The organism is Micromonospora sp. NBC_00421, from assembly GCF_036017915.1.
GTDB lineage: Bacteria > Actinomycetota > Actinomycetes > Mycobacteriales > Micromonosporaceae > Micromonospora.
This window is the reverse complement of sequence record NZ_CP107929.1, coordinates 3187618-3211639: the sequence shown is the minus strand read 5'-3', so window position 1 is coordinate 3211639 and position 24022 is coordinate 3187618. Positions and strand designations below refer to the sequence as shown.

5 protein-coding genes are annotated in these 24022 nt (G+C 75.1%); 4 read left to right on the top strand and 1 reads right to left on the bottom strand.

Features of this window, described 5'->3' with window-relative positions; translation table 11 throughout:
* The first annotated feature begins 2 nt into the window (after positions 1-2).
* The 3 genes from OHQ87_RS13160 to OHQ87_RS13150 are packed head-to-tail and all read left to right on the top strand — an operon-like array spanning position 3 to position 17355.
* Positions 3-14786, top strand: a complete 14784-nt coding sequence (locus OHQ87_RS13160; protein ID WP_328348261.1) for an SDR family NAD(P)-dependent oxidoreductase — start codon at positions 3-5, stop codon at positions 14784-14786.
* Positions 14787-14820: 34 nt separating this feature from the next.
* Positions 14821-16440 carry a bifunctional 3-(3-hydroxy-phenyl)propionate/3-hydroxycinnamic acid hydroxylase MhpA gene (mhpA, locus tag OHQ87_RS13155; RefSeq protein ID WP_328348260.1) on the top strand — a complete coding sequence of 540 codons (1620 nt, stop codon included), beginning with the start codon at positions 14821-14823 and terminating at the stop codon, positions 16438-16440.
* 27 nt (positions 16441-16467) lie between these two features.
* A complete protein-coding gene (locus tag OHQ87_RS13150; protein ID WP_328348258.1) occupies positions 16468-17355 on the top strand; it encodes an SAM-dependent methyltransferase in 888 nt (295 codons plus the stop codon).
* Positions 17356-17425: 70 nt separating this feature from the next.
* Here the strand turns inward: OHQ87_RS13150 and OHQ87_RS13145 are convergent, their stop codons facing one another.
* Positions 17426-18184, bottom strand: a complete 759-nt coding sequence (locus OHQ87_RS13145; protein WP_328348256.1) for a thioesterase II family protein — start codon at positions 18182-18184, stop codon at positions 17426-17428.
* A 275-nt stretch (positions 18185-18459) separates the two neighbouring features.
* On the opposite strand from OHQ87_RS13145, the gene OHQ87_RS13140 reads away from it, so the two are divergent.
* Positions 18460-23994, top strand: coding sequence for an SDR family NAD(P)-dependent oxidoreductase (locus OHQ87_RS13140; protein ID WP_442930767.1), 5535 nt, complete (start codon positions 18460-18462; stop codon positions 23992-23994).
* Positions 23995-24022 lie beyond the last annotated feature (28 nt).

Genomic DNA, 24022 nt, shown 5'->3' with positions numbered 1-24022 from the left:
ACATGCTTCGGAGCGACCTGATCCAGCCGTTGCCCGACTTGCTGAGGGCCCACGCCGCCCGGCTGGGGGACAGGGTCGCGTTCCGCGACGAGTACCGGTCGGTCGGCTACGCCGCGCTCGCCGAGCGGACCCGCCGCCTGGCCGGGCACCTGGCCGCGACCGGGGTGGCCCGGGGCGACCGGGTCGCCTTCTGCCTGGGCAACCGGGTCGAGACCGTGGAGACGTGGCTGGCCGTCACGCGCGCGGCGGCGGTCGGCGTACCGGTGAACCCGCGCAGCACGGACGCCGAGCTGGCCCACCTGCTGGACGACTCCGGCGCGGTACTGGTGGTCACCGACCCGCAGCACCTCGACCAGCTGCTCCGGCTGCGCCGGGACCGCCCCGACCTGCGGGTGTGGGTCACCGGCACCGGTCCGTTCCCCGACGGCGTCGCCGCCTGGTCCGAACGTGCCGACGCCGAGCCGGCCGTGGACGCCCGCGACGACCTCGGCCTCGACGAGGTCGCCTGGATGCTGTACACCTCGGGCACCACCGGCCGGCCCAAGGGCGTGCTCTCCACCCAGCGCACCTGCCTCTGGTCCGTCGCCTCCTGCTACGTGCCGATCCCCGGTCTGACCTCCGAGGACCGGGTGGTCTGGCCGTTGCCGCTGTTCCACAGCCTCTCCCACATCGGCTGCGTGCTCAGCGTGACCGCGGTCGGCGCGACCGCCCGGCTCGTCGACGGGTTCTCCGCCGAGGACGTCCTGCGCGCGGTCGAGCAGGACGAGGCCACGGTGCTGGCCGGGGTGCCGGCCATGTACCACCACCTGGTCGCCGCCGCCCGGGACACCGGTTTCCGGGCCCCCGCACTGCGCGTGTGCCTGGTCGGCGGTGCGATCACCACCGGCCCGCTGCGTCGGGCGTTCGAGGAGGTCTTCGACGCGCCGCTGCTCGACGCGTACGGCAGCACCGAGACCTGCGGCTCGATCGCCGTCACCCGCCCGGACGAACCCCGGGTCGAGGGGTCCTGCGGGCGTCCGGTGCCCGGCGTCGACGTCCGGCTGGTCGACCCCGAGACCGGCCGGGACGTCCCCGCCGGGGTGGAGGGCGAGGTGTGGGTACGGGGACCGAGCGTCATGCTCGGCTACCACGGCCGGCCCACCGACACCGACGCGGTGCTGCGCGACGGCTGGTACCGCACAGGTGACCTGGCGCGCCGGGACGACGCCGGCAACCTCTTCGTCACCGGCCGGCACCGGGAGCTGATCATCCGGGGTGGCGAGAAGATCCACCCGGCCGAGGTGGAGGAGGTGCTGCGCACCGTCCCCGGCGTCGCCGACGTCGCGGTCACCGGTCGGCCGCACGAGGTGCTCGGCGACGTACCGGTGGCGTACGTCGTCGCCGGACCGGAGGGCTTCGCGCCCCGGGCCGCCCTGGCCGCCTGCCGCGAACGGCTGGCCTATCACAAGGTCCCGCAGGAGCTGTACGAGATCGCTGCCGTGCCGCGCACGGCCTCCGGCAAGGTCACCCGTCGGCTGCTGCCCGACCAGCCGGCCCGGCTCCGCGCGGTCAACGGCAGTCACCACGACGAACTGGTCCGGATCGGCTGGACTCCCCTGGACCTGGCCGGCGTGCCGGTGCCGGACCGGAACTGGGCTGTCGTCGGCACCGACGACGCGCTCGACGCGGCGGCGGACCCGGACCGCCTCCGGTTCCATCCCGACCTGGCCGCCCTGCGCGACAGCGAGCAGGTGCCGGACGTGGTGGTCCTGCCGGTCGGGTCGGCGGACGCGGACCCGGTGGCACTCGCCGACCGGCTGGGCGACTGGCTCTCCGACGACTGTTACACCCGCACCCGGCTGGTGCTGCTGACCAGCGGGGCGGTGGACGCCTCCACCCCGGACCGGGCCGACGACCCCGACCTCGCCCCGACAGCCGTCGCGACCTGGACGGTGGCCCGGGGTCTGCAGGCCGCTCATCCGGGCCGGATCGTGCTGGTCGACCGGGACACCGACGCCCACCCGGCCGCCCTGCTGCCGGTGGCCGTGGCCACGGGTGCCGCCCAGGTCGCCCTGCGGTCCGGTGAGGTCCGCCACGCGCACCTCGGACCGGTACCCGTCCCGGCCTCGGGGCGCGCGGCCACCCTCGCCGAACCGGTCGTGCTGGCCGGCGCGGGCACCCCGCTCGGGGCGGCGCTGGCCCGGCACCTGGTCACCGCCCACGGCGTCCGGCGGCTGCGACTGCTCCCCACCGGCCCGGCGGACGCCCCCGCCCTGGCCGCCCTGGCGGCGGAGCTCACCGCCGCCGGCGCCGAGGCCACCCCGCTGGCTCCCGGGCCCGTCGCCGACCCTGCCGCGTCGCTCGGGGACGAGGAGATCGGGGCGGCCGTTCTCTGCCTCACCGGCGACGACCTCACCGCCGACGTCGCCGACCCGGACGCCCGTCCGGGTCGGGACCGCCCCGACGACGACGCCGACGACCAGGCGGGGCGGCTGCTCGCCCTCGCCGAAGGGCTGCACCGGCGGACCCGGCACGCCGACGTCACCGCCTTCACCGTGCTCGTGCCGACCGAGCCGCTGCTCGGGACGGCCGGCGGCCACCGGGCAGCCGCCGTCGTCGGCGCCCTGCACGCCCTGCTCGCCCGACGGCGCGCGGCCGGGCTCCCCGCCCGGCTGGCCGGCACCGTCACCCGGGGCCCCACCCCGGCGGTCGTGGACCTCCGCCGCGACCTCGACGCCTTCGACATCGCCCACGACGGTGCCGACCTCGTCCTGCTCGCCCGGCCCGCCGCCGACCATGCCGCCTGGCGGGAACCCAGCCGGCCGGCGGGCGACACCGTCGCCGCGGCCGGCGCGCTGCGCCGCCGGCTGGCCGTGCTGACCGCCGCCGAGGGCGACCGGCTCCTGCTTGACCTGGTCCGGACAGCCACCGCCGAGGTCGCCGGAATGCCCGGTCCGGCGGCGGTCCGCCCCGGGCGGGCCTTCAAGGAACTCGGGTTCACCTCGGTCGGCGCGGTCGCCCTGCGCGACCGGCTGGCCCGGGAGACCGGGGCCCGGCTCTCGGCCACGGCCGCCTTCGACCACCCGACGCCGGAGGCGCTCGCCCGGCACCTGGCCGCCCGGCTACGCGGCGCCGCCCCGGTGGCCGCGAACGAGGCGGCCCCGCCGTCATCCACCGACGAGCCGGTGGCGATCGTCGCCATGGCCTGCCGGCTCCCGGGCGGCGTCACCGCGCCCGAGGAACTGTGGGAGCTGCTCGAACAGGGCCGGGAGGGACTGACCGGGTTCCCCACCGACCGGGGCTGGGACCTCGCCCACCTCTTCTCCGACGACCCGGACCAGCCGGGCACCTCGTACGCGCGGGTCGGGGGCTTCCTCGCCGACGCGGCCGACTTCGACGCCACCCTGTTCGCGATCAGTCCCCGCGAGGCGCTGGCCATGGACCCCCAGCAGCGGCTGCTGCTGGAGAGCTCGTGGGAGCTGTTCGAGCGCGCGGGCATCGACCCGACCACGCTGCGGGGCAGCGCCACCGGGGTCTTCACCGGCGTCATGCACCATGACTACGCCGCTAACCTGCGCCAGGCACCGCCCGGCGTCGAGGGCTACCTGGGCGTCGGCACCGCCGGCAGTGTCGTCTCCGGCCGCGTCGCGTACACGCTCGGGCTGGAGGGCCCGGCGGTGACAGTCGACACCGCCTGCTCGTCCTCGCTGGTGGCACTGCACCTCGCCGCGCAGGCGCTGCGCGCCGGGGACTGCTCCCTCGCCGTGGCCGGCGGGGTGGCGGTGATGGGCACCCCGCAGGCGTTCGTCGAGTTCAGCCGCCAGCGCGGTCTCGCCCCGGACGGGCGGTGCAAGGCGTTCGCCGAGGCCGCCGACGGCACCGGCTGGTCCGAGGGCGTGGCCGTCCTGCTGCTGGAACGGCTCTCCGACGCCCGACGCAACGGGCACCCGGTCCTCGCCGTGCTGCGGGCGACGGCGGTAAACTCCGACGGCGCGTCCAACGGGCTCACCGCGCCCAACGGACCCGCCCAGGAACGGGTGATCCGGCGGGCGCTGACCGCCGCCGGCCTGCGCCCGGCCGACGTGGACGCCGTCGAGGCGCACGGCACCGGCACCCGCCTCGGCGACCCGATCGAGGCACAGGCGCTGCTCGCCGCGTACGGGCAGGACCGTCCCGCCGACCGGCCGCTGCTGCTCGGCTCGCTGAAGTCCAACCTCGGGCACACCCAGGCCGCCGCCGGGGCGGCCGGGGTGATGAAGATGGTCCTCGCGATGCGGCACGGGACGCTGCCCCGCACCCTGCACGTGGACGCGCCGACCGCCGAGGTGGACTGGACGGCCGGGGCGGTGGAACTGCTCACCGAGGCCCGCCCGTGGCCGGCGGTCGACCGACCCCGCCGGGCCGGCGTCTCGTCGTTCGGCATCAGCGGCACGAACGCCCACGTCATCGTCGAGGCCCCCGAACCCGCCGCCCCGGACACCCGGCCCGACCCCGCCGCGCCGCAGCCGGCCGGGGTCCGCACCGGGACGACAGTGCCCTGGCTGCTCTCCGCCGCCAGTCGGGAGGGTCTGCGGGACCAGGCCGCCCGCCTGCTCGGTTGGTGCGACGGCCCCGGGGTGGACGCCGACCCGGGCGACGTCGCGCACGCCCTGGCCACCACCCGGGCCGCGCTGGACCACCGGGCCGTCCTGCTGGTCTCCGACCCGGCCGGGGCCCGGACCGGGCTGACCGCGCTCACCCGGGGGGACGCCGACCTGCCCACCGTCCTCACCGGCCGGGTCGACGACGGGCTGCTCGCCGTGCTCTTCGGCGGTCAGGGCGGCCAGCGGCCCGGGATGGGCGCCGGGCTGCGCGCCGCGTACCCCGTCTTCGCCGAGGCGTTCGACGCCGCCTGCACCGAACTCGACAGGCACCTGGCGGGGGAGGCCCCGCACCCGGTCGCCGACGTGGTCTGCGCCCCCGACGGGGACGAGCGCGCCGCCCTGCTCGACCAGACTCTCTACACCCAGCCGGCGCTGTTCGCCGTCGAGGTGGCGCTGTACCGGCTCGTCGAGTCCTGGGGCGTCCGTCCCGACCTGCTGCTCGGCCACTCCGTCGGTGAACTGGCCGCCGCCCATGTGGCCGGGGTGTTCCCGCTCGTCGACGCGGCCGCCCTGGTCGCCTCGCGGGCCCGGCTCATGCAGCAGCTCCCCACCGGGGGTGCGATGGTCGCCGTCGAGGCGGCCGAGGACGAGGTGGCCGCCCACCTCACCGAACGGGTCGGTCTGGCCGCCGTCAACGGCCCCACCAGCGTGGTGCTCTCCGGGGACACCGACGCCGTACTGGCCGTCGCGGCGACCCTGCGCGCCGCCGGCCGCCGGACCAGCCGGCTGCGGGTGTCGCACGCCTTCCACTCGCCGCGCATGGAGCCGATGCTCGACGCGTTCCGCGAGGTGGCCGCCGGCCTGACCTACCGCGCCCCCCGCCTGCCGGTGGTGTCGAACCTGACCGGCGAGCTGGTCGACCCGGCGCGGCTCTGCTCCGCCGACTACTGGGTCGACCACGTCCGGGGCACCGTCCGCTTCCTCGACGGGGTGCGCGCCCTGCACCGGCACGGCGTCACCACGTTCCTCGAGGTCGGACCGGCCGGGGTGCTCACCGCCACGGCCCAGGACTGCCTCGCCGACGCCGGCGACCAGTTGGCGTTCGTCCCCACCCTGCGCACCGGTACACCGGAACCGGAGGCGCTGCTCACCGCCGTCGCCCGACTGCACGTACGCGGCGTGGGGGTGGACCGGGCCGCGGTCACCGGCCCGGGCCCGCACGGCCGGGTCGACCTGCCCACCTACGCCTTCCAGCGCCGGCACTACTGGCTGCCCTCCGACGGTCCCGGCTCCGGCCGCCTCGTCGACGCCGGACACCCGCTCCTCGACGGCGTGCTGCCGGTCGCCGGCACCGGCCAGGTGGTCGGCACCGGCCGGGTCACCGCCGGCCAGCCCGGTCCGACCACCGCCGAGGGCGCACCGTTGCTGCCCGCCACCGCACTGCTGGACGTGCTGACCCATCTCGGCGAGCAGCTCGGCGTGCCCACCGTGGCGCGGCTGCACGTACCCGAGCCGGTCCCGTTCCCGGTCGACCTGACCGTCGACGTGCAGGTCGAGGTCGCCGGCCCTGACTCCGACGGGCACCGTACCGCCCGCTGCCACGTGCGCGGCGGACCCGGCCAGTCCTGGCGGGAGGTGGCCGAGGCGTTGCTCGTCCCGGCCGACCCGACCGCCGTCCCGACCGCGGCCGGGTCGTCGTGGCCGCCCGCCGGGGCCCGACCGGTGGACCTGACCGTCGACGCACACCGCATGCTCGCCGGTGACCTGGCCCGGGCCGCCTGGGTCGCGGGGGACCGGCTGCTCGTCGACGTGCGCCTGCCCGAGGACACCGCCGACGCCGACGCCGAGCGGTACGGGGTGCACCCGCAGGTGCTCGACGCCGCCCTGCGCCTGCTCCCGCTCGCCGGCTTCGCCCCGCACCCCGGCGACGGCCGGCGGACGGTGACCACCGACTGGACGGGTGTCCGCCGGCACGCCACCGGCGCGCACGCGCTGCGGGTCAGCCTCGGCCGCGCCGGGGCCGACGCGGTGACGCTCAGCGCCGTCGACGACGCCGGGGCCCCGGTGCTCGACGTGGAACGCGTCGTCCTGCGTGAGGTGGCGGTGCCGCCCGCCGACGTGGCGGCCCCGGCCGCCGACACCGACCCCGCCGGCCTGTACACGGTCGACTGGCTGCCGGCCGCGACCCCGGCGACGCCGGTCCCCACGTGGACCGTCGCCGACGGCACCCCGCCGACCGGACCGCTGCCCCCGCTGCTCGTGCTCCGTGTCGGCGACGGCGGCCCCGACGTGTCGGTGCCCGACCGGGCCCACGCCGTCGGCCTCGAACTGCTCGGCGTCCTCCGGAGCTGGCTCGACGACCCGCGCGCCGAGACCACCCGGCTCGCGGTGGCGGTCCGTGACGGCGACCCGGTGCACGCGCCGGTCGTGGGGCTGCTCCGGGTCGCCCGCGCCGAACACCCCGGCCGGTTCCTGCTGCTCAGTCTCGACGCCACCGACGACGCCACCGTCCGGGCGGCGCTGGCCGCCGCCGTCGACGAGCAGGAGGTGGCCGTGCGCGCCGGCCGGGCCCTGGTGCCCCGGCTGCGCCCCGCCGACCCCGACCCCGGCACCCCGCCGCCGATGCTCGCCGGCGGGACGGTGCTGGTCACCGGTGGCACCGGTGGTGTCGGCCGGCACGTCGCCACCCACCTCGCCACCGCGCACGGCGTCACCGAACTGGTCCTGCTCAGCCGGACCGGTCGGCCGGCCCCCTGGACGGACGCGCTCGCCGAGACCGGGGTGAGCGTACGGGTGGTCGCCGTCGACGTCGCCGACCGCGCGGCCCTCGAAACGGTCCTCACCCCGCTGGCGGACCGGCTCGTCGCCGTCGTGCACGCCGCCGGCGTCACCGACGACGCGCTGCTGACCGACCTCGACCCGGTCCGGTGGTCCAACGCCCTGCGGGCCAAGGTGCACGGCGCGTGGCACCTGCACGAGCTGACCGCCGGCCTCGACCTCGCCGCGTTCGTGCTCTTCTCCTCCGCCTCGGCGGTGTTCGGCAGTCCCGGCCAGGGCAACTACGCCGCCGGCAACGCGTTCCTCGACGCGCTCGCCGCGCACCGGCGCGCCCACGGACGGCCGGGCACCGCGCTGGCCTGGGGACTCTGGGCCGAGCAGGACGGCATGGCCGGCCGCCTCGGCGCCGCCGACCTGGCCCGCCTCGCCCGTGGCGGCACCCGTCCGCTCGACACCGCCGCCGGCCTGGCCCTCTTCGACGACGCCCTGGCCGCCGACCGGGCGACCCTGGTGCCGATCGGGTTGGACCTGGCCGCCGTGCGCGCCTCAGGGGAGGTGCCCGCCCTGCTCTGGGCGCTGCTGCCCCCGCCGCCCCGCCGGGCGGTCAACGCCGACCCCGCCCCGCGCACCGGTGCCGGGTTCGCCGACCGCCTCGCCGGCCTCGCCGAGCCCGAACGGGCCGCCCTGCTGCTGGACCTGGTCCGCAGCCGGTGCGCCACCGTCATCGGGCACACCGACCCCACCGCCGTCGAGCCGAACCGCCCGTTCAAGGAACTCGGCTTCGACTCGCTGACGGCGGTGGAGCTGAGCAACCGGCTCTCCGCCGTCACCGGGGTCCGGCTCGCCCCGCACGCGGTGTTCAACCACCCCACCCCGGAACTGCTCGCCGCGCACCTGCACGCCCGGCTGCTCGGCACCGCGGCCACCGAGGTCGCCGACGCCACCACCGTCGCCCTCGACGAGCCGGTGGCGATCGTCGCCATGGCCTGCCGGTTCCCCGGCGGCATCGGCTCCCCGGAGGAACTGTGGCGGCTGCTCGACGCCGGTGACGACGTCGTCGGTGACCTACCTACCGACCGGGGCTGGCCGCTGGGCGAACTGTACGACCCCGTCCCTGGCACCCCCGGCCGGACGTACGTGCGCGCCGGTGGCTTCCTCACCGGCGTCGCCGACTTCGACGCCGCGTTCTTCGGCATCAGCCCCCGCGAGGCCCTCGCCATGGATCCGCAGCACCGGCTGCTGCTGGAGGCCTCCTGGGAGGCCCTGGAACACGCCGCCATCGATCCCGGCACACTGCGCGGCAGCCGCACCGGCGTCTTCGCCGGCACCCACGGCCAGGACTACGCCGACCACATCGCCCCCGGAGTCTCCTCCGACGACGGGGAGACCACCGCCGACGAAGGACATCTGCTCACCGGCACCGCCGGCAGCGTCCTCTCCGGGCGGGTGGCGTACGCGCTCGGGCTGGAGGGCCCGGCGGTGACCGTGGACACGGCGTGTTCGTCGTCGCTGGTGGCGCTGCACCTGGCGGTGCAGGCCCTGCGGCAGGGGGACTGCGACCTGGCGCTGGCCGGTGGTGTGTCGGTGCTGTCCACTCCGGCCGGTCTGACCGGGTTCAGCCGTCAGCGCGGCCTCGCCGCCGACGGTCGGTGCAAGGCGTTCGCCGAGTCCGCCGACGGGTTCGGCATGTCCGAGGGCGTCGGGATGCTCGTCGTGGAGCGGCTCTCCGACGCCCGGCGGCGGGGCCACCCCGTGCTCGCCCTGGTGCGCGGCACGGCGGTCAACTCCGACGGCGCGTCCAACGGGCTCACCGCCCCGAACGGGCCCTCCCAGGAACGCGTCATCCGGGCCGCGCTCGGCGCCGCCGGGCTCACCCCGGCCGACGTGGACGTGGTCGAGGCGCACGGCACCGGCACCCCGCTCGGCGACCCGATCGAAGCCGAGGCGATCCTCGCCACGTACGGGCAGCGCCCGGCCGACGTCCCGCCCCTGCTGCTCGGCTCGGTGAAGTCCAACCTCGGGCACACCCAGGCCGCCGCCGGTGTCGCCGGGGTGCTGAAGGTCGTCCTCGCCATGCGGCACGGCCTGCTGCCCCGTACCCTGCACGCCGAACAGCGCACCTCCCGCGTCGACTGGGCCGCCGGGTCGGTCGACCTGCTCACCGAGACCCGCCCCTGGCCCCGTACCGACCGGCCGGCGCGGGCCGGCGTCTCCTCGTTCGGCATCAGCGGCACCAACGCGCACGTCATCGTCGAGGCGGTGCCCGGGACCGAGCCGGCCGCCGGGGCACCCGCCGACGTGCCGGCCGCCGGGGCACCCGCCGACCCGCCGGCCGTCGACCTGCCCCGCGACGCGCCGGCCCTGCCGTGGCTGCTCTCCGCGCGTACCCCCGAGGCACTGGCTGGCCAGGCCCGGCGGCTGCGCGCCCACCTCGCCGGGCGGCCCGACCAGCGTCCGCTCGACATGGCCTGGTCGCTCGCCACCACCCGGGCCACCTTCGACACCCGGGCGGTGCTCGTCGGCACCGATCCCGACCGGATCGCCGCCGTGCTCGACGCGCTCGCCGACGGCCGCTCCGCGCCCGAACTGGTGCGCGGCGACGCCGGCCCGGACCGCCGGTGCGTGTTCGTCTTCCCCGGGCAGGGCTCCCAGTGGGACGGCATGGCCCTGGACCTGCTGGACCAGGCCCCCGTCTTCGCCGAGCGACTGTCCGCCTGCGACGCCGCGCTGCGGCCGCACCTGGACTGGTCCCTGCTGGACGTGCTGCGTCGGGTTCCCGGCGCGCCCGGCCTGGAGCGGGTCGACGTGGTGCAGCCCGTCCTGTTCGCGGTGATGGTCTCCCTGGCCGAGCTGTGGCGCTCGTACGGCGTCCAACCCGCCGCCGTGGTCGGCCACTCGCAGGGCGAGATCGCCGCCGCGTGCGTCGCCGGGGTGCTCTCCCTGCCCGACGCCGCCCGGGTGGTGGCGCTGCGCAGCCGCGCCCTCCGCACGCTGGCCGGGCAGGGGGCGATGGCCTCGGTGGCGCTCGCCGCCGACGTGGTCCGGGAACGGATCGGCCGCTTCGGCGACCGGGTCGCCGTGGCCGCCGTCAACGGTCCGGCCGCCGTGGTGGTCTCCGGCGAGGAGACGGCCGTCGAGGACCTCCTCGCCGAACTCGCCGCCGAGCAGGTCCGGGTCCGCCGGATCGCGGTCGACTACGCCTCCCACTCCGCCCAGGTGGAGCGGATCCGCGACGAGTTGGCCGGGGCACTGGCGGGGATCACGCCCGGCCCGGCCGCCGTACCGCTGTACTCCACCACCGACCTGCGCTGGCTCGACGGCCCGGAGATGGACCCCGGGTACTGGTACCGCAACCTGCGCCAGCCGGTCGAGCTGGAGCGGGCGGTCCGCGCGCTGGCCGCCGAGGGCCACGACACGTACGTCGAGTGCAGCCCGCACCCGGTGCTCACCGTCGGCATCGAACCGATCCTCTCCGACGACGAGGGCGATGTCGGGGCGGTGACGGTCGGGTCGGTCCAGCGTGACCAGGGCGGCCTGGACCGCTTCCTGCTCTCCCTGGCCCAGTTGCACGTGCGCGGCGTCCCGGTCGACTGGCGTCCGGCCCTGGCCGGCGGGCGGCGGGTGGACCTGCCCACGTACGCCTTCGCCCACCGCCGCTACTGGCCCCGGCCGGTGACCGGACGCGGCGACGTCGGCGCGGTCGGCCTGGCCGCCGCCGACCACCCGATGCTCGGCGCGTCCGTGCCGCTGGCCGAGGCGCGCGGCCACCTGTTCACCGGCCGGCTCTGCGTCGCCGACCAGCCGTGGCTGGCCGACCACACGGTCGGCGGGACGGTGCTGGTGCCCGGTACCGGCCTGGTCGAGCTGTGCCTGCGCGCCGGTGACGAGGTCGGCTGCCCCACCCTCGACGAGCTGGTCATCGAGGCCCCGCTCGCCCTCACGGCCGACGGGGCGAACCAGGTGCAGGTGGCCGTCGGCCCGCCCGGCGAGGACGGCCGCCGCCCGGTGACCCTGCACTCCCGTCCCGCCGACGGCCCGGCCGGGGCACCGTGGACCCGGCACGCCACCGCCACCCTCTCCGCCGGGGAGAGCACGCCGTCGCCGGAGTTCCCCGCCTGGCCCCCGCGCGACGCCCGCCCGGTCGACCTGACCGGCTTCTACGCCCGCCTGGCCGACGACGGCTACGCGTACGGACCGGCGTTCCAGGGTCTGCGGGCGGTCTGGACCACCGGCGACGAGGTCCACGCCGAGGTGGAACTGCCCGCCGGTCCGCGCGTCGACGCCGACCGGTACGGCCTGCACCCCGCGCTGCTCGACGCCGCGCTGCACGCCGCGCACTTGGGCGGACTCGCCGACGCCGGAGCCGACCGCATACTGCTGCCGTTCGCCTGGAACGGGGTCACCCTGCACGTCGCCGGGGCCGGCACGCTGCGGGTCCGGCTGCGCCGGGTGGCCGCGCACGCCTTCACCCTGGCCGCCGTCGACGCGGCCGGTGCCCCGGTGGCCGAGGTCGCCTCGCTGACCATGCGTCCCATCTCCCGCGCCGAACTGGGCGCGCGGGACGCGGCCGTCGACGACGCGCTGTTCCGGCTCGGCTGGCAGCCGCTGGCCGTGCCCGAACCCGTCACCCCGGCCCGGGTGGTCGCGCTCGGCCGGTCCGTCGGCGGGTTCCCGTACCACGCCGACCCGGCCGCGCTCGCCCGGTCGGTCGACGCCGGGGCACCCACGCCGGACGTCGTGCTCGCCGCGCCGGGCTGGCCCGAGCCGACGGCGGGCGGCCGGCGCGCCACCGCCGTCGCTGCGACCGGCGACCGGGCCCGGCTCGTCGCCGCCGAGGCCCTCGCGTCGGTGCAGGCATGGCTCGCCGACGCCCGCTGGGTGGGCATCCCGCTGGTCCTGCTCACCCGGGGCGCCGTCGGCGTGCACGGTCCCGCCGAGGTCGACGACCCGGACGCGGCCACCGCCTGGGGGCTGGTCCGCTCCGCCCAGTCCGAGCACCCCGACCGGTTCGTCCTGCTCGACTCCGACGTCACACCGGACGCCGGGCAGCTCGCCGCCGTGCTCGCCACCGGCGAGCCGCAGGTGGCGTGGCGGGACGGCACCCCGTACGCCCCGCGCCTGGCCCGCCGCGCCGACGCGGCCACACTCACCCCGCCGGCCGCCCCGGCGTGGCGGCTCGACGTGCCGACCCGGGGGAGCCTGGAACAGCTGACGCTGGTGCCCACCGACGCGGCCGACGTCCCGCTCGGTCCGGGGGAGGTGCGCGTCCGGGTCCGCGCCGCCGGACTGAACTTCCGGGACGTGCTCAACGCGCGCGGCCTCTACCCAGGCGATCCCGGCCCGCCCGGTGGCGAGGCTGCCGGCGTGGTCACCGAGGTCGGGGCGGCCGTGACCGACCTGCGCCCCGGTGACCGGGTGCTCGGGGTCTTCCTCGGCTGCTTCGGACCGGTCGCGGTCACCGACCGCCGGCTGCTGGCCCCGATGCCCGACGGGTGGACCTTCGCCCAGGCCGCGTCCGTGCCGGTGGTCTTCCTCACCGCGTACCGGGGTCTGGTCGACCTGGCCGGGCTGCGGGCCGGCGAATCCGTGCTCGTGCACGCCGCCGCCGGTGGCGTGGGCATGGCCGCCGTCCAGATCGCCACCCACCTCGGCGCCGACGTCTACGCCACCGCCAGCCCCGGCAAGTGGCCGGCGCTGCGGGCCATGGGCATCCCCGGGGACCACCTCGCCTCGTCCCGCACGCTCGACTTCGAGGCGCGGTTCCGCGCCGCCACCGGCGGACGCGGAGTCGACGTGGTGCTCGACGCCCTGGCCCGCGAGTTCGTCGACGCGTCGCTGCGGCTGCTGCCGCGCGGCGGGCGGTTCCTGGAGATGGGCAAGGCCGACCTGCGCGATCCGGGCCGGGTCGCCGTCGACCACCCCGGCGTCGCCTACCAGGCGTACGACCTGACCACTGTGCATCCCGACGAGATCCAGCGGATGCTGATCACCCTGATGGCCCTCTTCACCGACGGCACCCTGCGTCCGCTGCCGGTCAGCGCCTGGGACGTCCGCCAGGCCCCCGACGCGTTCCGGTACGTCAGCCAGGCCCGACACGTCGGCAAGGTGGTGCTCACCATGCCCGCCAGGTGGGACCCGGACGGCACCGTGCTGCTCACCGGTGGCACCGGCCTGCTCGGTGGGCTGGTCGCCCGCCGCCTGGTCACCGGGCACGGGGTGCGGCACCTGTTGCTGGCCAGCCGTAGTGGCCCGGATGCCCCAGGCGTGGCCGAGCTGACCGGCGAGCTGACCGCCCTCGGCGCCACGGTCAGCGTGGCCACCGCCGACGTCGCCGACCGGACCGAGGTCGCCCGACTCGTCGCCGGGGTGCCCGACGCGCACCCACTCACCGCCGTGGTGCACGCCGCCGGGGTGCTCGACGACGGGGTGGTCACCGCGCTCACCCCCGACCGGATCGACACCGTCTTCCGACCCAAGGTGGACGCCGCCCGGCACCTCGACGAGCTGACCCGCCACCTCGACCTCGCCGGGTTCGTGCTCTTCTCCTCCGGCGCCGGTGTCTTCGGTGTGCCCGGGCAGGGCAACTACGCCGCCGCCAACGCGTACCTGGACGCCCTGGCCCGGCACCGGCGCGGCGCCGGCCTGCCCGCCCAGTCGTACGCGTGGGGGCTGTGGGAGCAGGCCAGCGCGATGACCGGAGGGCTGGACCGCACCGACCCCCGGATCACCGCCCGGGACGGTCAGCTGGCCATCCCCACCGACCTCGGCATGGCCCTGTTCGACGCCGGTCTGGCCACCGACGAGGAACACCTGGTGCCCACCCGGGTCGACGTGACCGCCCTCGCCGGCCGGGCCGTGGTGCCGGCGCTGATGCGCGGCCTGGTGCGGCGGGAGCGACCCCGTTCCCGGGCCACGGCGGTCGCCGGTGGTCAGGACCTCGCCGGACGGTTGCGCGCGCTCACCGCGACCCAGCGGTCCGCGTTCCTGCTCGACCTGGTCCGGGCCGAGGCGGCGGCGGTGCTCGGCCACGCCAGCCCCGACGCGATCCGGCCGGAGCAGGCGTTCAACGAGATCGGCTTCGACTCGCTGACCGCCGTGGAGCTGCGTAACCGGCTGACCGAGGTGACCGGCGAGCGACTGCCGGCGACGGCGGTCTTCGACTACCCGGAACCCACAGCGCTCGCCGCGTTCCTGCGCTCCCGGCTCGTCCCCGACGACGCGGAGGCCACCGCGGCCATCCTCACCGAGCTGGAGAACCTGGAACGCACCCTCGTCGAGACGACAGTCGGGGCCGACCTGCACATCCAGGTCACGGCCCGGCTGGAGGTGCTGGTCGCCAAGTGGCGGACCATGCGCGGCGCCTCCACCACCGACCACGACCTGGACCTCGACCAGGCCAGTGACGACGAGATCTTCAGCCTGATCGACACGGAACTCGGGCTCTGATGCCCGGCCCGACGCGGACACACGAGGAACGGCGATGACCGACGTACTGATCGTGGGCTACGGCCCGGTGGGCCAGGTGGCGGCGATCCTGCTCGCCCAGCGCGGATTCACCGTGCGCGTGGTGGAGAAGTGGCCGACCCCGTACAGCATGCCCCGTGCGGTGTCCTACGACGGCGAGGCCAGCCGGATCCTCGCCGCCTGCGGCCTCGGCGACCGCCTCGACGCCGTCACCGAGCTGTCCGGCGAGTACACCTGGAAGAACGGGTTCGGCCGGACGCTGCTGCACGCCAAGGTGGCCGAGGACGGCCCCACCGGCTGGCCGGACTCCATCTCCTTCTACCAGCCGGGTCTGGAGGACCGCCTCGCCGAACGGGGGCGGGCCCTGCCCGGTGTCGAGGTGCACCGAGGGCTGGAGGTCACCGACCTGACCGACCACGGCGACCGGGTCGACGTGACCGCCGTCGACGGCGACGGCGCGGAGCACACCTTCACCGCCTCCTGGGTGCTCGGCTGCGACGGCGCGAACAGCTTCGTCCGCCGCTGGCTCGGCACCACAGTCACCGACCTGGGCTTCGGCTACGACTGGCTGGTCTGCGACGTGGTGCTCAACGAGCCGCACGAGTTCAAGCCCAACAACCTCCAGATCTGCGACCCGGCCCGGCCGCGCACCGCCGTCTCCGCGGGCCCCGACCACCGCCGGTGGGAGTTCATGCGGGTGCCGGGGGAGAGCCTGGAGGAGTTCCGCAGCGAGGCGAGCGCCTGGCGGCTGCTGGGTCTGTTCGACATCACCCCGGACACCGCCCGGCTGGACCGCTACGGCGTCTACACCACCCAGGCCTGCTACGCCGACACCTGGCGCTCCGGGCGGGTGTTCCTGGCCGGCGACGCCGCCCACGTCATGCCCCCCTTCCTCGGCCAGGGCATGAGCTCCGGCTTCCGGGCCGTGGTCAACCTCGCCTGGAAGCTGGACCTGGTGCACCGGGGCGTCGCCGACGAGTCCCTGCTCGACACGTACGAGACGGAGCGACGGGCCCACGTGCAGCACGCCATCCGGATGTCCATCGACTCCGGCACCGTGATCTGCGAGACGGACCAGAAGAAGGCCGCCGGTCGGGACGCGGTGATGCTGGCCGCGCTGCGTCGGCGTACCCAGCAGCGGCACGCCCGCTCGCTGCGTGAGGCGATCGTCGACGGCGTACTGCACCGCAACCCGGACGGCAGCCCCGCCCCCTTCGCCGGCGCCCCCGCCGTGCAGGGTCGGGTGGCCGTCGGCGGCCGGACCGGACGCTTCGACGAGGTGGTCGGCACCGGATTCGTCCTGCTCACCCGAGGTCCGGCCACGCTCGACCCGGACGCCACCGCGTTCCTTCACACCCTCGGTGCCCACCGGGTCACCGTGCGCACCGCCGACCACACCGACACCACCCCTTCCGCCCCCGGCGGCGGCACCCCCGCCGTCGACGACCCCACCGCGCCGATCGACGTCGTCGACCTCGACGGCGTCCACCTGGCCTGGCTGGCCGACGCGAACGCCGACGCCGTGCTGGTCCGACCCGACTTCTACGTCTTCGGCGTGGCGGCCGGCCCGGCCGGCCCGGCCGCCCTCGTGGACGACCTGCGTCGCCAGGTCTCCGCTCGGGCCCTGCACCCCTGACCATTCCCCGCTGCTGAAGGAGCAGACATGTTGGAGAACCTCCGCACCCTCGGCCGGGTGATCCGCACCCTGGCCACCAAGGATCCGGTGACCCGGGTCCGCCGCTTCTACGAGATCCAGTCCCCGGACGTGGAGTTCGCCGCCCGCAGCAGCCGGTACATGAACGTCGGCTACTGGGAGGAGGGCGTGACCAGCCTGGACGTGGCCGGCGAGGCGCTGGCCGGGAAACTCGCCGACGCCGCCGGGTTCAAGCCCGACGACACCCTCCTCGACGTCGGCTTCGGCTACGGTGACCAGGACTTCGCCTGGCTGCGCGACCGCCGGGTGGCGAAGGTGCACGGGATCAACGTCACCCCCCGGCACGTCGAGCACGCACGTGACCGTGCCCGGCGCGAGGGCCTGACCGGGCAGACCGACTTCCAGCTCGGCACCGCCACCGAGTTGCCCTTCCCGGACGACACCTTCGACCGGGTCGTCGCGCTCGAGTCGGCCTTCCACTTCTATCCGCGCAGCGCCTTCTTTGCCGAGGCGTTCCGGGTGCTCAAGCCCGGCGGCACCCTCGCCACCGCCGACATCATCCCGCTCAACGGCGGGACCCCCCGGATGTCCATCAGCTCCGGGCCGCTGAGCTTCGTCAAGTTCAGCATCCCGGACGAGAACTGGCACGACCGGAGTGTCTACGCCGAGCAGCTCACCGCGGCCGGGTTCGTCAATCCTGACGTGCAGTCGATCCAGGACCGCACCTGGGAAGGATGGCGACGGTTCCAGGCCGCCCGGCCCGACGACCCGGCGTTCCAGGCCGCCGCCGAGCGCAGCGCCGTCAAGGGGATGGCGAACCACTGGCGCGACGAGAACCTGATCAAGAAGGAGATCGCCCTGCTCGACTACGTCATCGCCGTCGCCCACAAGCCGTGACACGACGTGGCCCTCACCGTCCGGGGACACCCGGTGGTGAGGGCCACGACGTGCGTCGGGGCAGCTCCGGTCAGCCGACCGCCGTCCGGGTCAGCGTCGCCGAGAGGGTACGCAGGATCGCCGGCTGGTGCGGGGTCAGGAAGAAGTGCCCGCCGGGGAAGACGTGCATGTCGAACGGCCCGGTGGTGTGCTCCTGCCACACCCTGGCCTCGTCGACAGTGGTCTTCGGGTCGTCGTCGCCGGTGAACACCGTCACCGGGCAGGACAGCTTCGGCCCGGGGGTGTATTCGTACTTCTCCGCCGCCCGGTAGTCGTTGCGGATGGCCGGCAGCGCGGCCCGGAGCATGTCGGGGTCGCCGAGCGTCGCCACGTTCGTGCCGCTCAGCTTCTCCACGTCGGCGAGCAGGCCCTCGTCGTCGAGCAGGTGCACCGTCTCGTCCCGGTGGCAGGACGGCGCCCGTCGTCCCGACGCGAACAGGCGCGTAACCGGCCTGCCGGTCTCCGCCTCCATCAGCCGCGCCACCTCGAAGCCGAGGCTCGCGCCCATGCTGTGTCCGAAGATCGCCAACGGCTCGTCGATCCAGGGCCGCAGCACCCGGAAGACCTGCCGGGCCAGCTCCGGGATGTTGTCGACGCACGGCTCGTGGCGGCGGTCCTGCCGCCCCGGGTACTGGATGCTGAGGACCTCCACGGCCGGCGACAGCGCCCGGGAGACCGGGAAGTAGAAGCTCGCGGACCCGCCGGCGTGCGGCAGGCACACCAGCCGGGGCGTACCGGCCGGAGCCGGGTGGAACCGGCGTACCCACAGGCCGTTGTCGTGCTCGGTCATATCTCTGCGCGGTCCTTCCCAGCGATGGGGCCCGGGCGACCCGGCCACTCCACCGGACGCTATCCGCGCCGCCGGAGGTGGGCCACCCCTAGCGGACCGGCCGTACCGGTTAGGGGTTGTCGCAGGTCATACGACGCCATAGCTTCCCCGCAGAGGGGGACCCGTGGCTCTCGGGTGACGTGTACTCAAGGACGTGGAACCGAACTGGCCTGAGAATTCGCGCATGCGCACCGTCAACCGCGTCAGGTCTCCGCCGGCCACTGCGATGGGTCAGGTTGATGGACACCGAAGAGAAGCTCCGGGAGTATCTGAAGCGGGTCACCACCGACCTGAGGCGGACCAGGCAACGGCTCCGTGACGTCGAGGACGAGGCCCGGCAGCCGATCGCCATCGTCGGGATGGCGTGCCGGTTCCCCGGCGGCGTCACCTCGCCCGAGGCGCTGTGGGAACTCGTCGCCGCGTCCGGGGACGCCGTCGCCGGTTTCCCCGCCGACCGGGGCTGGGACCTCGACGATCTCTATGACCCGACCGGGGAACGCCCCGGCACCTCCTCCGTCCGGGAGGGCGGCTTCCTCCACGACGCCGGCCACTTCGACCCCCGCTTCTTCGGCATCTCGCCCCGTGAGGCCCTGGCCATGGACCCGCAGCAGCGGCTGCTGCTGGAGGTCTCCTGGGAGGCGTTCGAGTCCGCCGGGGTTGACCCGACCGCGTTGAGGGGCGGTCCGGTCGGTGTCTTCGCCGGCCTCACCCACGGCGACTACGCGGCCGGTGCCACCGACGTGCCCGACGGCGTCGTCGACTACCTCGGCCTCGGCAACGCCGGCAGCCTCAGCTCCGGCCGGGTCGCCTACACCTTCGGGTTCGAGGGGCCGGCGGTCACCGTGGACACGGCGTGTTCGTCGTCGCTTGTGGCGTTGCACCTGGCGGTGCAGTCGTTGCGGTCGGGGGAGTGCGACCTGGCCCTGGCCGGCGGCGTCTCCGTGATGCCCACCCCGGCGGTCTTCGTCGACTTCACCCGCCAGGGGAACCTCTCCCGCACCGGCCGGTGCCGCGCCTTCGCCGACGCCGCCGATGGCACCTCCCTCGCCGAGGGGGTCGGCGTCCTTCTCGTCGAACGCCTCTCCGACGCCCAGCGGCTCGGCCGTCGAATCCTCGCCGTGGTGCGGGGTAGTGCGGTGAATCAGGATGGTGCGTCGAACGGGTTGACGGCGCCGAACGGTCCGTCGCAGCAGCGGGTGATCCGGCAGGCTCTCGCGAATGCCCGTCTGGGCGCGGCGGACGTGGACGTGGTGGAGGCGCATGGCACCGGGACGACTCTTGGTGATCCGATCGAGGCGCAGGCGTTGTTGGCGACGTACGGGCAGGGGCGGGACGAGCCGTTGTTGCTCGGTTCGGTGAAGTCGAATATCGGTCATACGCAGGCGGCGGCGGGTGTGGCGGGTGTGATCAAGATGGTGTTGGCGATGCGGCATGGTGTTGTTCCTCCGTCGTTGCATGTGGATGTGCCTTCGTCGAGGGTGGACTGGTCGGTGGGTGGGGTGGTGTTGGCGACGGAGGCGATGCCGTGGCCGGTGGTGGGTCGGCCGCGTCGGGCGGCGGTGTCGTCGTTCGGTATCTCCGGCACGAACGCGCACGTGATCATCGAGCAGCCCGAACCCCTGCCGGCCGACGTGGATGTATCGCAGGCGGCGGTCGAGGTGGACCTGCCGGTGGTGCCGTGGTTGGTGTCGGGGCGGTCGGTGGAGGCTCTGGTCGGTCAGGCGGGTCGGTTGGTGGGGTTCGTCCGGGAGCACGTCGAGTTGTCGCCGGTGGATGTGGGTTGGTCGTTGGCGACGAGTCGGGCGGCGTTGGAGCATCGGGCGGTGGTGTTGGACGCGTCTCGGGATGACCTGTGTGCGGGGTTGGAGGCGTTGGCCGACGGCGGGTCGTCGCCTGGTGTGGTGACGGGTGAGGTGGTGTCTGGTCGTCTGGGGTTGGTGTTCACGGGTCAGGGTGCGCAGCGGTCCGGCATGGGTCGGGAACTCTACGACCGGTTCCCGGTGTTCGCGGATGTGTTCGATCGGGTGTGTGGGTTGTTCGAGGGTCGGCTTCCGCGTTCGTTGCGGGAGGTGGTGTTCGCCGAGCCGGGGTCTGATCTGGCGGGTTTGGCGGATCAGACGGTGTTCACGCAGGCGGGGTTGTTCGCGGTGGAGGTGGCGTTGTATGAGTTGTTGTCGTCGTGGGGTGTGACCGGCGACTTTGTGGCCGGGCATTCGGTGGGTGAGGTGGCGGCGGCGTGGGTGGCGGGGGTGTTGTCGTTGGAGGATGCGTGTGTGTTGGTGGCGGCGCGGGGTTCTTTGATGCAGGGGTTGCCGGTTGGTGGGGGGATGTTGGCCGTCGGTGCTTCTGAGGCCGAGGTGCGTGAGTTGGTTGGTGGTGGTGTGGATGTGGCGGCGGTGAATGGTCCGGCGTCGGTGGTGTTGTCGGGTCTGGTGGAGGATTTGGATCGGGTGGCGGGGTGGTGTGTTGGGCGGGGTTGGCGGGTGAAGCGGTTGTTGGTGAGTCATGGGTTTCATTCGCGGTTGATGGAGCCGATGCTCGATGAGTTCCGGGCCGCGATTGCGGGTCTGGCCTGGTGTGCGCCGAGGTTGCCGGTGGTGTCGAATCTGACCGGTGGGGTGGCGGATCCGGTGGAGATCGCGGGTCCGGATTACTGGGTGCGGCATGTTCGTGAGGCGGTGCGGTTCGCCGACGGGGTCGCCACGTTGTATGGGCTGGGTGTGACCACGGTTCTGGAGGTGGGTCCGGACGCGACGTTGACGGCGATGGCCGCCGACATTCCGACCGACCGGGCGGTGCACCTGGTTCCCGTGCTACGCCGGGACCAGCCGGAGACGACCGCACTGGTCACCGCCCTGGCTCGACTGCACGTGACCGGCACTGCGGTGGACTGGGCGGGCTGGTTCACCCATACCGGCGGCCAGCCGCGCACTGTCGACCTGCCCACCTACGCCTTCCAGCGACAGCGTTACTGGCTCAACGCCGGGCCGTCCGGTGCCGACGCCTCCGGACTCGGGGTGCGCGGTACGGAACACGTCCTGCTCGACGCCGAACTCGTCACCGCCGCCGACGACGTCCGGATCCACGGCGGGCGGCTGTCCGTGCAGACCCAGCCCTGGCTCGCCGACCACGTGGTGTGGGGCTCGGTCGTCGTACCGGGCTCGGCACTGGTGGAGATGGCGCTGCACGCGGGGGCGCAGGCCGCCTGCGACACGCTGGAGGAACTGACCCTCGCCGCCCCGGTCGTCCTGCCCGAGCAGGGCGCCCGTACGGTGCAACTCCACCTCGCCGCCCCCGACGAGCACGGCCGCCGCCGGGTCACCATCCACTCCCGTCAGGCGGACGACCCGCGCGGCGACTGGACCCGGCACGCCGAGGGCGTCCTCGCCCCCGGCACCCCCGACGCGCCGGAACCGCTCACCGAGTGGCCACCGGCCGATGCCGCCGCCCTGCCGGTCGACCCGATCTACGAGCAGCTGCACCGCCTCGGGGTGGATCACGGTCCCACCTTCCGGGGGCTGCGCGCCGTGTGGCGTACCGGCGACGAGGTCTTCGCGGAGGTCGCCCTGCCCGACGGCACCGGCACCGGCGGGTTCACCCTCCACCCGGCCCTGCTGGACGCGGCGCTGCACGTCGTCGGCCTCACCGACGAGGTCGACGCCGACGCGTCCGGGGCCCGCCTCCCGTTCGCCTGGTCCGGCGTCACACTCGCCGCCGTCGGCGCGACCCACCTCCGGGTACGCGTCACCCGGACAGGTTCGGCGGTCTCGCTGACCCTCGCCGACGGTGCCGGTGCCCCCGTCGCCCGGATCGGCTCGCTGCTCTCCCGGCCCGTCGGCGCCGGCCAGCTCGACTCCACCGGATCGGCCGGGCTGCCGCTCTTCGACGTGCGGTGGTCGCCGCTGACGCTGCCGTCCCGGCCGGCGTCGGGGATCGTGGCGCTCCACGCCGCCGCCGGACTCGCTGGCTCGTCGCTGGCCGGTGGACTTCCCGCGCTCGTCGACGACATCGATGCCGGCCGGCAGGATTCCCGACTGGTGCTGCTCCCCGTCGAGGACACCCCGTCCGGCGATCCCCTCGCCTCGGCCCACACCCGGCTCGCCGAGGTCCTGGCCGCCGTGCAGGAGTGGCTGGCCGACGACCGGTTCGCCGATCGGCGGCTCGTCGTGCTCACCCAGGGCGCGGTCCCGGCCGGCCCGAGCGCAGAGGTGACCGACCTGGCCGGTGCCACCGTCTGGGGTCTGGTGCGCACGGCGCAACTGGAGCACCCCGGCCGGTTCGTGCTGGCCGACCTCGACGGTGGGGTCGACGCCGACCTGCTCGGCCGTGCCCTGGCCAGCGACGAGCCCCAACTCGCCGTCCGTGACGGGCAACTGCTCGTACCCAGGCTCACCCAGGCCGACGCCTACCCGACTGACACCACCGACCTGCTGCCGGACGGCACGGTGCTGGTCACCGGTGCCACCGGCACCCTCGGCGGCATCATCGCCCGTCACCTGGTCACCGCGCACAAGGTCCGGCACCTGCTCCTCGTCGGCCGGCGCGGCCACGAGGCCCCCGGCGCGGCCGACCTCCTCGCCGACCTCGCCCGCCTCGGCGCGCAGGTCCGCCTCGTCGCCGCCGACGTGGCCGAGCGGGACGCGGTCGCCGCGCTGCTCGCCGCCGTCCCCGCCGAGCACCCGCTCACCGGGGTGGTGCACGCCGCCGGCACCCTCGACGACGCGGTGGTCACCGCGCTGACCCCGGAGCGGACCGCCGCCGTGCTCCGTCCCAAGGCGGACGCCGCCTGGCACCTGCACGACCTCACCCGGCACCTGGACCTGCCGATGTTCGTGCTTTTCTCCTCGATCGCCGGCCCGCTCGGTGGCCCGGGGCAGGGCAACTACGCGGCGGCCAATGCCTTCCTCGACGGTCTGGCCCACCACCGGCACGCCGCCGGGCTCGCCGCGACCTCCCTGGCGTGGGGGCTGTGGGAGGAGGGCAGCGGGATGACCCGGGACCTGGGCACCGGCAGCCGGGAACGGATGGCGCGCCAGGGTTTCGTCCCGCTCGGCACCGACCAGGCCCTCGCCCTCTTCGACGCCAGCCGGCGCAGCCCGCAAGCGCTGCTGCTGCCCGTCCGCCTCGACCTGGCCGGGCTGCGGACCATGGACACGGTCGAGCACCTCCCGGCGCCGCTGCGCGGCCTGGCCGGCGTACGCGTGCGGCGCAGCGCCGCCGGGTCGGCCGCGCCGGCCGGCGGGTTCCGCGACCGGATCGCCGCAGCCTCCGACAAGGAGCGACGCCGGCTGGTCGAGGAAATGGTCACCGGCCAGGTGGCCGAGGTGCTCGGGTACGCCTCATCGGCCGCCGTCGGCACCGGGCAGTCCTTCACCGAACTCGGCTTCGACTCGCTGACCGCCGTGGAACTGCGCAACCGGCTCACCAGCCTGGCCGGTGTGCCCCTGCCGGCCACCCTGGTCTTCGACCATCCCACTCCGGAGGCGTTGACCGGGCACCTGATGGCGCAGTTCGGCCCCGCCCGATCCGTGCCGACCCTCCTCGACGAGCTGGACCGGCTGGAGGCGGTGTTCGCCGCGACCCCGGCGGGGGCCCTGGCCGAGCTGACCGCCGACGAGGAGACCCGCACGGCGGTGACCGCGCGGCTCAGGACGCTGCTCACCCGTTGGGAGGGCGAGGTCGGAGACACCGACTCGGCCGCCCCGTCCCTCGACGACGCCAGCGACGACGAGATCTTCGACTTCATCGACAGCAGGTTCGGTCGTTCCTGACCGTCGAACCGCCCCGCTTGCCGACCAA